This window comes from Streptomyces sp. BA2, from assembly GCF_009769735.1.
Classification (GTDB): Bacteria; Actinomycetota; Actinomycetes; order Streptomycetales; family Streptomycetaceae; genus Streptomyces.
Genome location: NZ_WSRO01000002.1, coordinates 4,944,237 through 4,956,469, shown reverse-complemented (window position 1 = coordinate 4,956,469; position 12,233 = coordinate 4,944,237). Strand labels below are relative to the sequence as shown.

Here is a 12,233-nt window from a genome sequence, read left to right as displayed (position 1 = left end):
CATGCGGGTCCAATAGCGATACCGATCACATTCGACCAGAACTCACGCCGTCTTCACATCTTCGTACGTACGCTTCACTGTATGACCACGACTCCCGACACCCCCGACCGGCCGCGCTCAGCGGCCGAGGTGAACGAGGAGATACGTGCGCTCTGGCTGCGCACGGGCGGATATCTCCGACCCGAGCAACATCGCGTGTACGAGAAGCTGGTGGCGGAGTGGGCCGAGGCGACGGCTTCGGCGGCGGCATCACATTCACCGGCTGTGTGAACGGGAGCGGGGCGCGGGCTGAGGGCACCGGTCGGGCGGCGGGAGCGGGGCGCGTGACCCTGCGGCGCGAACCGGGCGGCGTGCACCAGCTGTGCGAACAGGCGGCACGAACAGGCCGGGTGAACCGGCCTCGTAACCATGCGGCGTGAACAGGCCTCGTAAGAAGGTTCCGTAAGCACGTCCCGCAAGCGTGCGTGAGCGTGCGGCCCGCGTGAGCGTGCGGCGTGTACGCAGGTCCCGTAAGCGTGAGGCACGAACAGGCCCCGCGAACAGACCTCGTAAGCATGCGGGCAGCCAGGCCCCGCCTCGCAAGCGTGCGGCGCGACCAAACCCCTCCCCGCAGGCGTGCGCCGCGGCCAAGCCCCGCCTCGCCCCGTAACCCCGCGCCGCAAGCAGCGCGTGCCGCAAGCAGCCCCCGTCAGCCGTCCGCGACGCGATTCAACAACTCCGACACCTTTCGCCCACCGCGTGAACTACCGCCCCGCGGCCCCCGGTTCGACCCCGTACGACCCCACGAGCCGCGCCATCTGACGTCCCACGGCCCGTAGCGGCTCCTCGCTGCGGTTGACCTGGGCGGTCACCTCGGCGCCCTCAAGGGCACTGATCACAGTGGTCGCCAACTCCCGTGCGTCCCGTGCGGCGAAGCCGGAACCGAGCAGCTTCTCCTCCACGAGCCGCTCCCAACTCCCCAGCGCGGCCGCGCACACCCGCTGGATCTCCGAGTCCGTGCCCAGCGTCTCCAGGGCCGCGGCGGTGACGGGACAGCCGTCGATCCAGCCGGACTCCCGCAGCCCCACGGCCAGTTCCGCCGCGCAGGCCTCGATCGCGGCGCCGGGGTCCTCGGCCGTGGTCAGGGCGGAGCGCAGCAGCACGGCGAACTCCTCGCCGCTGTGGGTGATCGCGGCCACCGCGACGGCCTCCTTCCCGCCGGGGAAGAAGTGGTAGACGGAGCCGAGCGTGGCCTCCGCGTCCTTCGCGATCTGCTTGATGCCGGTGCCGACGTACCCCTGGCGCTGCAGCAGCCGTGCGGCGGCGATGACGATGCGGTCGCGGGTGCCGGGCGTTGCGGCTGCGCTGGTCTGGGCCATGCGGTCAGCTTACCCCGCCGCTAATTAGAGCGTTCGTTCCAGAGGCGTGCTACGTTTTCCCCAGCGCACTAAATAGAACGTTCGTTACAGCCCTGGAGGCACCACATGAACGCCACCCCTCTCACGCCCACCCCTCTCACCCCCACCCCTCTCACCCTCATCGGCCTCGGCCCCATGGGCCACGCGATGGCCACGGCCCTGCTCGACAAGGGCCACCAGGTCACCCTCTGGAACCGCACCGCGTCCCGCGCGGACGACTTGGTGGAGCGCGGCGCGACGCTCGCCGCCAGCCCCGAGGAGGCCATCGCCGCCAACGAGTTGGTGATCCTGAGCCTCACGGACTACGACGCGATGTACTCCGTACTGGAACCGGCGGCAGCCACCCTCCCCGGCCGCGTGATCGTCAACCTCAGCTCGGACACCCCGAAGAAGGCCCGCGAGGCGGCGAGTTGGGCCGCCGGGCACGGCGCCGCACACCTCACGGGCGGTGTGCTCGCCCCGCCTCACGGCATCGGAAAGCCGGAGTCCTCGACGTTCTACAGCGGCCCGCACGAGGCGTACGCGAAGCACCGCGCGACCCTTGAGGTGCTGACGGGCGAGACGGACTACCGGGGCGAGGACCCGGGCCTGGCGGCACTGATGTACCAGCTGAACATGGTCATCTTCTGGACGAGCGTCTCCAGTTACTGGTACGCGATCGCCCTCGCCAAGGCCAACGGCCTCTCGGCGGCGGACATCCTCCCGTACGCCTCTCAGAACATGACCGGCATGCCGGAGTTCCTGTCCTTCTACTCGGCGCGCATCGACGCGGACAACCACGAGGGCGACGTGGACCGCCTCGCCATGGGCCTGGCCAGCATGGAGCACGTGGTGCACACCCACACCGACTCGGGCGTGGACGCCGCCCTGCCGTCGGCGGTGGCCGACCTGTTCCGGCGCGGAATGGAGGCGGGCCACGCGAAGGACAGCTTCTCCAGCATCGTGGAGCTGCTGGGGACCCGCTGAGGAAGCGGGTCCCCAGGCCGGGCTAGCGGCCCGCGCCCGCCAGGTGCGGGTGCCACGATCCCCGCGTCGTCTGCGGGACGGTCGTCGCCACGGAGACGCCCCAGCGTTGACATGCAGGTAAATACCTGCATGATGGAGGTGTGAGTACGAGCAAGGGTCAGGGCCCCGCACCGAGTCCGGTCGACAAGGTCTTCAAGGCTCTGGCCGACCCCACGCGGCGCTATCTCCTGGACCAGCTGCACGGCCACAACGGCCAGACGCTGGGTGAGCTGGCCGAACGCGTCGCGATGACGCGCCAGTCGGCCACCCAGCACCTCGCACTCCTGGAGGACGCGAACCTGGTCAGCACGGTGCGGCGAGGGCGCGAAAAACTCCACTACCTGAATCCCGTGCCCCTGCACGAGATCCAGGAGCGCTGGATCGACAAGTTCGAGCACCCACGCCTTCAAGCACTCAGCACCCTCAAACAACAGGCGGAGGCCGCCACCATGACCACCGAGCCGACGAAGCCGACGTACGTCTACGTCACCTACATCGAAAGCACCCCGGAGAAGGTCTGGCACGCCCTCACCGACGCGGACCTGACGGCGGCGTACTGGGGCCACGCCAACGTCTCCGACTGGCAGCAGGGCTCCCCCTGGGAGCACCGGCGCACGGACGGCTCGGGCATCGCGGACGTGGTGGGCAAGGTGGTCGAGAGCACCCCGCCCACCCGCCTCGTGACGACCTGGGCGGAGCCCGGCGCCGCCACCGGCTCCGCCGAGCCCTCCCAGGTCACCTTCGACATCCAGCCGCACGGCGGCATCGTCCGCCTCACGGTGACGCACGAGAACCTGGCGAGCGAGAAGGACCGCAACGACGTGGCGTCGGGCTGGCCGGCGGTCCTCTCGAACCTCAAGTCCCTCCTGGAGACGGGCTCCCCGCTCCCGGAGGAACCGTGGCTCGTCCCGAGCGACTGACCCGGACCCGGACAGGAAAGGGCCCGGAACCGAGATCGGTTCCGGGCCCTCAACTTGCCTGCTTCCAGGACTACTTGTCTTCGCCCTTGCCGGAAGCAACCGGCTTGCGCAGCTGGATGTTCAGTTCGCGCAGACGCGACTCCTCCAGCTCCGACGGCGCGCCCATCATCAGGTCCTGGGCGTTGCCGTTCAGCGGGAAGGCGATCGTCTCGCGGATGTTCGGCTCGTCCGCGAGGAGCATGACGATGCGGTCGACGCCCGGCGCGATGCCGCCGTGCGGCGGCGCGCCGAGGCGGAAGGCGCGGAGCATGCCCGCGAACTCCCGCTCCACGGTCTCCGCTTCGTAGCCCGCGATCCCGAAGGCCTTGAGCATGACCTCGGGCTCGTGGTTACGGATCGCGCCGGAGGACAGCTCGATGCCGTTGCAGACGATGTCGTACTGCCAGGCGAGGATGTCGAGGGGGTCCTTCTCCTCCAGGTCCTTCATGCCGCCCTGGGGCATCGAGAAGGGGTTGTGGGAGAAGTCGATCTTGCCGGTGTCCTCGTCCTTCTCGTACATCGGGAAGTCGACGATCCAGCAGAAGCGGAAGACGCCCTCCTCGAAGTGGCCCGCACGCTTGGCCGCCTCGACCCGGACGGCGGACATGATCTTCGAGACCTCGTCGAACTGGCCCGCGCCGAAGAACACCGCGTGGCCGGGGGCCAGGGAGAGGCGCTTCGTCAGTTCCTCTACGTTCGCCTCCGTCAGGAACTTCGCGATCGGTCCCGTCAGCGAGCCGTCCTCGGCCACCCGCACCCAGGCCAGGCCCTTCGCGCCCTGCTCGACCGCGTAGTCACCGAGGCCGTCGAAGAACTTGCGGGACTGCGACGCCGTGTCCGGGACCGGCAGCGCGCGGACGTGCTTGCCCGCGAACGCCTTGAACTCGGAATCGGCGAAGATGTCCGTGATGTCGTGCAGTTCGAGCTTCGCTCGCAGGTCCGGCTTGTCGTTGCCGTACTTCAGCATCGACTCGCGGAACGGGATGCGCGGGAAGGGGGAGGTCACCTCGCGGCCACCCCCGTACTCCGTGAAGATCTCCGTCATCAGCTTCTCGATGGGCTGGAAGACGTCTTCCTGCTCCACGAAGCTCATCTCGACGTCGAGCTGGTAGAACTCGCCCGGCGAGCGGTCCGCGCGCGCGTCCTCGTCGCGGAAGCACGGCGCGATCTGGAAGTAGCGGTCGAAGCCCGAGATCATCAGCAGCTGCTTGAACTGCTGCGGGGCCTGGGGCAGGGCGTAGAACTTGCCGGGGTTCAGGCGGGACGGCACCACGAAGTCGCGGGCGCCCTCGGGGGACGTCGCGGCGAGGATCGGCGTCGCCATCTCGTTGAAGCCGAGCGCGACCATCTTCGAGCGGATGGAGGCGATCACGGACGAGCGCAGCATGATGTTGCGGTGCATGCGCTCGCGGCGCAGGTCCAGGAAGCGGTACTCCAGGCGCCGCTCTTCGTTCACGCCGTCGTCCGCGTTGATCGTGAACGGGATCTGCTGGGCCGCGCCGAGCACCTCGACCTCGGCGGCCTCGATCTCGACCTCGCCGGTGGGCAGCTCGGGGTTCACGTTCTCCGCGCCGCGCGAGACGACCTTGCCGTCGATACGGACGACCGTCTCCTTGGAGAGCTTGTCGAGCGTCTCGGCGGCGGCCGTGCCGGGGCGTGCCACCAGCTGCGTGATGCCGTAGTGGTCGCGCAGATCGATGAAGAGGATGCCGCCCAGGTCTCGGCGATTGTGCAGCCAGCCGCTCAGCCGGACGTCGGAGCCGACGTCAGAGGCGCGGAGCTCGCCGCAGGTGTGGGACCTGTACCGATGCATCTTCGTTCATCCAGTCTTCGCGAATAGGGGAGAGAGCAGACAGTCCCCAAGGCTACCGTCCGGGCGGAGATCGCTTTCCGGATTACTTCGCGGATCACTCCGGAGCGCCTCCCGCCACCCCCGGCGGTGGCGACTTGTCCATCGATCTTCCTAAAGTGGGTCAATGCGCACCGACGATCCCCTGCAGCAGGCGGGGGACGAACCCCTGCCTCCCGTACGGGACGTCCTGGCCGCCATCGCCACCGGCCTGTGGCGCTGGGACAACGCGGCCGGCACCGTCACGCTCGACGCGGAGGCGGCCCGGCTCCTCGGGCTTCCCCCGCGCGCCCAGACCCTCACCGAGGCGGGCGTGCGCTCCCGCTTCCACCCCGTCGACTGGAACGAGATCGACGGCATCGTCCAGCTCGCCGTCGCCGAGGGCACCCTCGCCGAGGCCCGGCTGCGGATCATGGACGAGCAGGGCCGCCGCGTGCTGCGCATCGTGCGCAGCCGCTCCAAGCCGATCGTGGACGAGGCCACGCATGCGTACGAGCTCATCGGCACCCTGCAAGAGGTCACCGAGCCCCCGCCGGGCGCGGCCGCCCGCAGCCCGGTCACCGGTGACTGGCGGCGCTCCCGCGAGGCCTTCCTGCTCGACGCCGGGCGTGCGCTCGCCGAGGCGCGGTCGACGGAGGAGGTGCTCCGGGTGGCCAGCGGGCTCTCCATGCCGGGGTTCTCGCCGGACGGGCTCGGTGTCTTCGGGGTCGAGGGCGACCGGCTCAAGGTCATCGGGCATTACGGGCACCAGCCGGGGGACGACCTGCCCTTCTCGGCGATGACCCTGGACACGGACTATCCGGCCGCCGAGGTGGTCCGCACGGGCCGCGCGGTCTATCTCTCCTCGCCCGAGGAGTACCACCGCCGCTACCCCGCCACCTGGCCGCTGGCCCAGCCCTTCGACCGGCAGTCGTGGGCGTTCCTGCCGCTGACCGTGGCGGGGCGCACGATGGGCGCGTGGCTCGCGGCCTTCGCCTACCCCGTCTCGTTCACGCCGGACGAGCGCTCCGTCCTGACGACGGTGGCCCGGATGCTGGCCCAGGCCCTGTCGCGGGCCGGGGTCGCCGAGTCGGAGCGGGAGCTGACGGAGGGCCTTCAGCGCTCGATGCTGCCGCTGCTCGGGCCGCGCATCCCGGGGATGAGCGTGGCCGCGCGGTATGTGCCGACCGGCGGCGGGCTCCAGGTGGGCGGCGACTGGTACGACATGATTCCGCTGCCCAACGGCCGCATCGCCTTCGTCATCGGTGACGTGCAAGGGCATGACGTGCGCGCGGCCGGGCTCATGGGCCAGCTGCGGATCGCTCTGCGCGCGTACGCGTCCGAGGGCCACCGCCCGGACGCCGTGCTCTCCCGGGCGACGCGCTTCCTTTCGGGGATCACGGACGGCATCGCGATCGGTTCGGACGGCGACCCCGCGGGCGACGCGTCCGACGCGCGCTTCGCGACCTGCCTCTACGTGGAGGCCGACCCGGCCACCGGCGTCCTGGAGATCGCCCGCGCGGGCCACCCGGAGCCGGCGATACGGATGAGCGACGGAACGGTCCTGCTGCGCCCCACCGCGGGCGGCCTGCCGCTCGGCATCGACCCGGACGCGGACTACCCCACGACCCGCCTCGTCCTGGAGGCCGGCGAGACGATGCTGGTCTGCACCGACGGCCTCATCGAGACCGGCGGCCACGACCTGGACAGCGGCTGGAAGCGGATCCGCAAGATCCTGGAGGAGGACGGGGGCGACGGCGACGACGGGCTCGAAGAGCTCGCCGACACCCTCGTACAGGCCGTGCACGGGCCCTCGTCGCACCAGAACACGGGGCCGCTCGTGGACCGCCGCGAGGACGACATAGCGGTCCTGCTGCTGCGCAGGGCCGCCCACCTCGTCCATCGCACGCCCGCCCGCCGCACGGTCCTGACGGTCGCGCAGGCCGAGCCGGAGCGCATCGCGGGGGCGCGGCGCCATGTGCGGGAGCTGCTGCACGACTGGGCTGTCCCCGATCAGGTCGACTCGGCGGTCCTGATGGTCTCCGAGATGATCACGAACGTACTGGTGCACACGGACGGCGATGCCCTGCTGGTCGCCGAGGTCATCGGGGTTCCGGGCTCGCGCCGGCTCCGGGCCGAGGTCTCGGACAGCAGCGACGACTTGCCGCACAAGCGCCACCCCGGTGAACTGGCTTCGTCCGGGCGGGGGTTGGTCCTGATGGAGCTGCTCGCCGACGAGTGGGGGGTGGACCCCAGGGGCGAGGGCAAGAGCATCTGGTTCGAACTCTACGAGGGTGCCGCCGACTCCGAGGATTCCGCACCCGCACCCGCCCCCGCGCCGCCCGAGTAGCCGCCCCGCAGCTCCGAGAACACCCCGAACGCGGCCGCCGTCACCGGCACCGCGAGCAGCATCCCGAGGATTCCGGCCACGGACGCCCCGGCGGTGATCGCCAGCATGACGACCGCCGGATGCATCTGCACGGTCCGCGACTGGATCACCGGCTGGAGCACGTGCCCCTCAAGGACCTGCACGGCGAGTACGACACCCAGTGCCCACAGCGCGATGGCGAAGCCCCGGTCGGCGAGCGCGACGAGGACCGCGACGGCGCCGGAGATGAACGCGCCCAGATAAGGGATGTAGGCGCCGATGAACACGAGCGCGCCGAGCCCCCACGCCCCCGGCACCCGCAGGATCAGCAGCCCGGCGGTGATGCAGATGGCGTCGATGAGCGCGATGAACGTGGTCCCGCGCATGAAGCCCTCGACGGCCTCGAAGGCGCGCCTGCCCATGGCCTCGACGGTGTCCGCGGTGCCGCGCGGGGCGAGCGAGCGCATGGAGCCGAGCGCCCTGTCGGAGTCACGCAGGAAGAAGAAGACGAGCAGCAGCGCGAGGACGGCCATGGCGATCATCTCGCCGACGACGCTGAGCCCGCTGATCACTCCGGACGCGGCGGAGCCGCCGAACTTTCCGAGCAGGTCCTTGGCGTTGGACGCCATGTCGTCCAGGGAGGTCCCCGCGGCGCCGAAGTGCTTGGAGAGGTCGGTGGCGGCCTGCTTCAGGGAGGCGACGATCTGGTCGCCGGTGTCGATCAGGGCCTTGGCCACGATGTAGACCGCGCCGCCGACGACCGCGACGACGACCGCGCAGGTGAGCCCGGCGGCCAGCGAGCGCTGCACCTTCATCTTCAGGAGCCAGCGGTAGACGGGCCCGAGGAGCGCCGTGCCGAGGAGGGCGAGCAGCACCGGTGTGACGGCCGTCTTGAAGGTGACGAAGAGCCAGATCGCCACGGCGGCCACGCCGGCGACGAGCAGGAGGACGACGCACCAGGCGGCGACGCGCCGTGCGGGCTCGGGCAGAAGGGTGCTCACCCTCCTACCCGAGCATGACCTCTCGGGCCCCGCACGTTGTGTACGCCGAACGCCTGCTGCCTACATGCCGTGCACGGCGGGGACCTTGCCGAGCAGGCCCTTCTGGAAGTCCTCGAACGCCTGCTGGAGCTCGGCCTGACTGTTCATCACGAACGGTCCGTAGTGCGCCATCGGCTCACGGATCGGCTGCCCGCCGAGCAGCACGACCTCCAGGTCGGGGGTGTGCCCGTCCTGCTTCTCGTCCGCGCGGACGGTCAGCGATGAGCCCGCGCCGAAGACCGCCGTCTGGCCCATGTGCACCGGGCGGCGCTCGGCACCGACCGTGCCGCGCCCGGCGAGGACGTACGCGAGGCCGTTGAAGTCCTCGCGCCAGGGCAGTGTGACCCGGGCACCTGGGCGCACCGTCGCGTGGATCATCGTGATCGGTGTGTGCGTGATGCCGGGGCCCTCGTGCCCGTCGAGCTCACCCGCGATGACACGCAGGAGCGCGCCGCCGTCGGGGGACGCGAGGAGCTGCACCTGGCCGCCGCGGATGTCCTGGTAGCGGGGGTCCATCATCTTGTCCCGCGCGGGCAGGTTCACCCACAGCTGGAGGCCGTGGAAGAGGCCGCCGGACGTGACGAGGGACTCCGGCGGGGCCTCGATGTGCAGGAGGCCGGAGCCCGCGGTCATCCACTGGGTGTCGCCGTTGCGGATGGTGCCGCCGCCACCGTTCGAGTCCTGGTGGACGAACGTTCCGTCGATCAGGTACGTGACGGTCTCGAAGCCTCGGTGCGGGTGCCAGGGCGTGCCCTTGGGCTCCCCGGCTCCGTACTCCACCTCACCCATCTGGTCCATCATGATGAACGGGTCGAGGTACTTGTAGTTGATCCCCGCGAACGCCCGGCGCACCGGGAAGCCCTCGCCCTCGTAGCCGCTCGGGGCGGTCGTCACGGCGAGCACGGGGCGGGCCACGGCATCGCCGGACGCGGCCACACGGGGCAGGGTCAGCGGGTTCTCGACGGTCACAGCGGGCATGTCGGTGCCTCCTTCTTCGTACGTCCACTTTAGTTGAACGTAGAACTTCTTGCCACCGGGAACGCGAGACGCCCGGAGGGAATTCCCTCCGGGCGTCGCATGTGTCCTGAAACGGCCGCTAGCCGTACATCCTGCGCATCGCGAAGTCGACCATCTGCTCGACGGCCTTGGCGTCGAAGACCATGCGGTGCTCGCCCTCCATGTCGAGGACGAAGCCGTAACCGGTGGGGAGGAGGTCGATGACCTCAGCGCCCGTGATCACGAAGTACTTGGACTCCTTGCCCGCGTACCGGCGCAGCTCCTTGAGCGAGGTGAACATCGGGATCACCGGCTGCTGGGTGTTGTGCAGGGCGAGGAAGCCGGGGTTGTCGCCGCGCGGGCAGTAGACCTTCGAGGTGGCGAAGGTCTGCTGGAAGTCCTCGGCGGACATCGAGCCCGTGGTGAAAGCGCGCACCGCGTCCGCGAGGGACGGGGGAGACGGCTCGGGGTAGAGCGGGGGCTGCTGGGCGTAGCCGCCCGCGGCGCCCGGCATCTGCTGCGGCGGCGGCTGCGCCCCGGGCGGGGCGTACTGCTGCTGGGCGCCTGGGCTCTGGTCGTAGCCGTACATGCTCGCAAGAGTACTGAGCCCGCACCCGCGCCGGGCACGAGTACTGGGTCACAGATGACCCATTAGGGGTTGCTTCTTATTACTGGCGGGTAGCATCATCGTAGCTACTAGCTGGTACTGATCCCGTTGATCCCTTTTCTGCTTACGGAGCCGTCGCCATGGGGCACTACAAGTCGAATCTCCGCGACATCGAGTTCAACCTCTTCGAGGTGCTCGGACGCGACAAGCTGTACGGCACCGGCCCGTTCGCGGAGATGGACGTCGACACCGCCAAGACCATCCTCGACGAGCTGCGCCGCCTCGCCGAGAACGAGCTGGCCGAGTCCTTCGAGGACGCCGACCGCAACCCGCCGGTCTTCGACCCGGCGACCAACACCGCGCCCGTACCGGCGTCCTTCAAGAAGAGCTACCAGGCCTTCATGGACTCCGAGTACTGGCGCCTGGGCCTGCCCGAGGCCATCGGCGGCACGACCGCGCCCCGCTCCCTGATCTGGGGCTACGCGGAGCTGCTGCTCGGCGCCAACCCGGCCGTGTGGATGTACTCCTCCGGTCCGGCGTTCGCGGGCATCCTGCACGACGAGGGCAACGAGGCGCAGAAGAAGATCGCCGCGATCGCCGTCGAGAAGCAGTGGGGCTCGACGATGGTCCTCACCGAGCCGGACGCCGGTTCGGACGTCGGCGCGGGCCGCACGAAGGCCGTCCAGCAGGACGACGGCTCCTGGCACATCGAGGGCGTGAAGCGCTTCATCACGTCCGGTGAGCACGACATGTCGGAGAACATCCTCCACTACGTCCTCGCCCGCCCCGAGGGCCACGGCCCCGGCACGAAGGGCCTCTCGCTCTTCCTGGTCCCGAAGTACGAGTTCGACTGGGAGACCGGCGAGCTCGGCGAGCGCAACGGCGTGTACGCCACGAACGTCGAGCACAAGATGGGCCTCAAGGCGTCCAACACGTGCGAGATGACGTTCGGCGACCAGCACCCCGCCAAGGGCTGGCTGATCGGCGACAAGCACGACGGCATCCGCCAGATGTTCATGATCATCGAGTTCGCCCGCATGATGGTCGGCACGAAGGCCATCGCGACACTCTCGACGGGTTACCTCAACGCCCTGGAGTACGCCAAGGAGCGCGTGCAGGGCCCGGACCTGGCCCAGTTCATGGACAAGACGGCGCCCAAGGTCACCATCACGCACCACCCGGACGTCCGCCGCTCGCTGATGACGCAGAAGGCGTACGCGGAGGGCATGCGCGCGCTCGTCCTGCACACCGCGGCGGTCCAGGACGAGATCCAGGTCAAGGAGGCGGCGGGCGAGGACGCGTCGGCGCTGATCGCGCTCAACGACCTGCTCCTGCCGATCGTCAAGGGCTACGGCTCGGAGAAGTCGTACGAGCAGCTCGCGCAGTCGCTCCAGACGTTCGGCGGCTCGGGGTACCTCCAGGAGTACCCGATCGAGCAGTACATCCGTGACGCCAAGATCGACACCCTCTACGAGGGCACCACGGCGATCCAGGGCCAGGACTACTTCTTCCGGAAGATCGTCCGCAACCAGGGCGCCGCGCTGAACGGCCTCGCCGAGGAGATCAAGAAGTTCCTCGCGGTGGGTACGGGCGGCGAGACGCTGGCCGGGGCCCGCGAGGAGCTGGCCAAGGCCGCGGTCGAGCTGGAGGCCATCGTCGGCGTCATGCTGACGGACCTCGCGGCCACCGAGCAGGACGTGAAGTCCATCTACAAGGTGGGCCTGAACACCACGCGCCTGCTGATGGTCTCCGGTGACGTCGTCGTCGGCTACCTGCTGCTGCGGGGCGCGGCGGTCGCCGCCGAGAAGCTGGAGACGGCTTCGGCCAAGGACAAAGCCTTCTACGAGGGCAAGATCGCCGCGGCCAAGTTCTTCGCGGCGAATGTCCTGCCGGGGGTCACGGCCGAGCGGAAGCTCGCCGAGGGCGTCGACCTGGACCTCATGGAGCTGGACGAGGCTGCGTTCTAATTCTCGTAGTACGTACGCCGATTCAACCTCGCTGCGGCCTGCTTCCCTTGGGGGGCGGGCCGCTGC

General features: G+C 69.6%; 10 protein-coding genes. 5 read left to right on the top strand and 5 right to left on the bottom strand.

Annotated features, from left to right (window positions below; genetic code table 11):
* Positions 1-81 precede the first annotated feature (81 nt).
* Positions 82-270 carry a hypothetical protein gene (locus tag E5671_RS25050; protein ID WP_160506186.1) on the top strand — a complete coding sequence of 63 codons (189 nt, stop codon included), beginning with the start codon at positions 82-84 and terminating at the stop codon, positions 268-270.
* A 473-nt stretch (positions 271-743) separates the two neighbouring features.
* Here E5671_RS25050 and E5671_RS25045 read toward each other — a convergent pair whose 3' ends face one another.
* On the bottom strand, positions 744-1,358 hold the full coding sequence (locus E5671_RS25045; RefSeq protein WP_160506185.1) for a TetR/AcrR family transcriptional regulator: 615 nt from the start codon (positions 1,356-1,358) through the stop codon (positions 744-746).
* A gap of 105 nt (positions 1,359-1,463) precedes the next feature.
* On the opposite strand from E5671_RS25045, the gene E5671_RS25040 reads away from it, so the two are divergent.
* Together E5671_RS25040 and E5671_RS25035 are read left to right on the top strand one after the other, a co-directional pair.
* On the top strand, positions 1,464-2,363 hold the full coding sequence (locus E5671_RS25040; protein WP_160506184.1) for an NAD(P)-dependent oxidoreductase: 900 nt from the start codon (positions 1,464-1,466) through the stop codon (positions 2,361-2,363).
* A gap of 140 nt (positions 2,364-2,503) precedes the next feature.
* The gene (locus tag E5671_RS25035) at positions 2,504-3,322 is read left to right on the top strand and encodes a metalloregulator ArsR/SmtB family transcription factor (RefSeq protein WP_160506183.1); all 819 of its coding nucleotides are present in this window, start codon (positions 2,504-2,506) and stop codon (positions 3,320-3,322) included.
* Between the two features lie 70 nt (positions 3,323-3,392).
* Here the strand turns inward: E5671_RS25035 and aspS are convergent, their stop codons facing one another.
* Positions 3,393-5,174 carry an aspartate--tRNA ligase gene (gene aspS / locus E5671_RS25030; RefSeq protein WP_160506182.1) on the bottom strand — a complete coding sequence of 594 codons (1,782 nt, stop codon included), beginning with the start codon at positions 5,172-5,174 and terminating at the stop codon, positions 3,393-3,395.
* Between the two features lie 163 nt (positions 5,175-5,337).
* Here aspS and E5671_RS25025 point away from each other — a divergent pair, with 163 nt between their 5' ends.
* A complete protein-coding gene (locus E5671_RS25025; RefSeq protein WP_160506181.1) occupies positions 5,338-7,539 on the top strand; it encodes a SpoIIE family protein phosphatase in 2,202 nt (733 codons plus the stop codon).
* Here the strand turns inward: E5671_RS25025 and E5671_RS25020 are convergent.
* From E5671_RS25020 to E5671_RS25010, 3 genes are all read right to left on the bottom strand, one after another.
* The gene (locus tag E5671_RS25020; protein ID WP_160506180.1) at positions 7,476-8,558 is read right to left on the bottom strand and encodes an AI-2E family transporter; all 1,083 of its coding nucleotides are present in this window, start codon (positions 8,556-8,558) and stop codon (positions 7,476-7,478) included. The genes E5671_RS25025 and E5671_RS25020 overlap by 64 nt on opposite strands.
* A gap of 60 nt (positions 8,559-8,618) precedes the next feature.
* On the bottom strand, positions 8,619-9,575 hold the full coding sequence (locus E5671_RS25015) for a pirin family protein (RefSeq protein ID WP_160506179.1): 957 nt from the start codon (positions 9,573-9,575) through the stop codon (positions 8,619-8,621).
* A 118-nt stretch (positions 9,576-9,693) separates the two neighbouring features.
* On the bottom strand, positions 9,694-10,182 hold the full coding sequence (locus E5671_RS25010; RefSeq protein WP_160506178.1) for an SseB family protein: 489 nt from the start codon (positions 10,180-10,182) through the stop codon (positions 9,694-9,696).
* Between the two features lie 158 nt (positions 10,183-10,340).
* Here E5671_RS25010 and E5671_RS25005 point away from each other — a divergent pair, with 158 nt between their 5' ends.
* Positions 10,341-12,167 (top strand): acyl-CoA dehydrogenase, encoded by a 1,827-nt coding sequence (locus tag E5671_RS25005; protein ID WP_160506177.1) that lies wholly within the window; start codon positions 10,341-10,343, stop codon positions 12,165-12,167.
* Positions 12,168-12,233 lie beyond the last annotated feature (66 nt).

Coding starts and splice junctions, on each gene's coding strand:
- E5671_RS25010 (WP_160506178.1), bottom strand. CDS start 10,182: ATGTACGGCTACGACCAGAGCCCAGGCGCCCAGCAGCAGTACGCCCCG.
- E5671_RS25040 (WP_160506184.1), top strand. CDS start 1,464: ATGAACGCCACCCCTCTCACGCCCACCCCTCTCACCCCCACCCCTCTC.
- aspS (WP_160506182.1), bottom strand. CDS start 5,174: ATGCATCGGTACAGGTCCCACACCTGCGGCGAGCTCCGCGCCTCTGAC.
- E5671_RS25015 (WP_160506179.1), bottom strand. CDS start 9,575: ATGCCCGCTGTGACCGTCGAGAACCCGCTGACCCTGCCCCGTGTGGCC.
- E5671_RS25005 (WP_160506177.1), top strand. CDS start 10,341: ATGGGGCACTACAAGTCGAATCTCCGCGACATCGAGTTCAACCTCTTC.
- E5671_RS25025 (WP_160506181.1), top strand. CDS start 5,338: ATGCGCACCGACGATCCCCTGCAGCAGGCGGGGGACGAACCCCTGCCT.
- E5671_RS25050 (WP_160506186.1), top strand. CDS start 82: ATGACCACGACTCCCGACACCCCCGACCGGCCGCGCTCAGCGGCCGAG.
- E5671_RS25045 (WP_160506185.1), bottom strand. CDS start 1,358: ATGGCCCAGACCAGCGCAGCCGCAACGCCCGGCACCCGCGACCGCATC.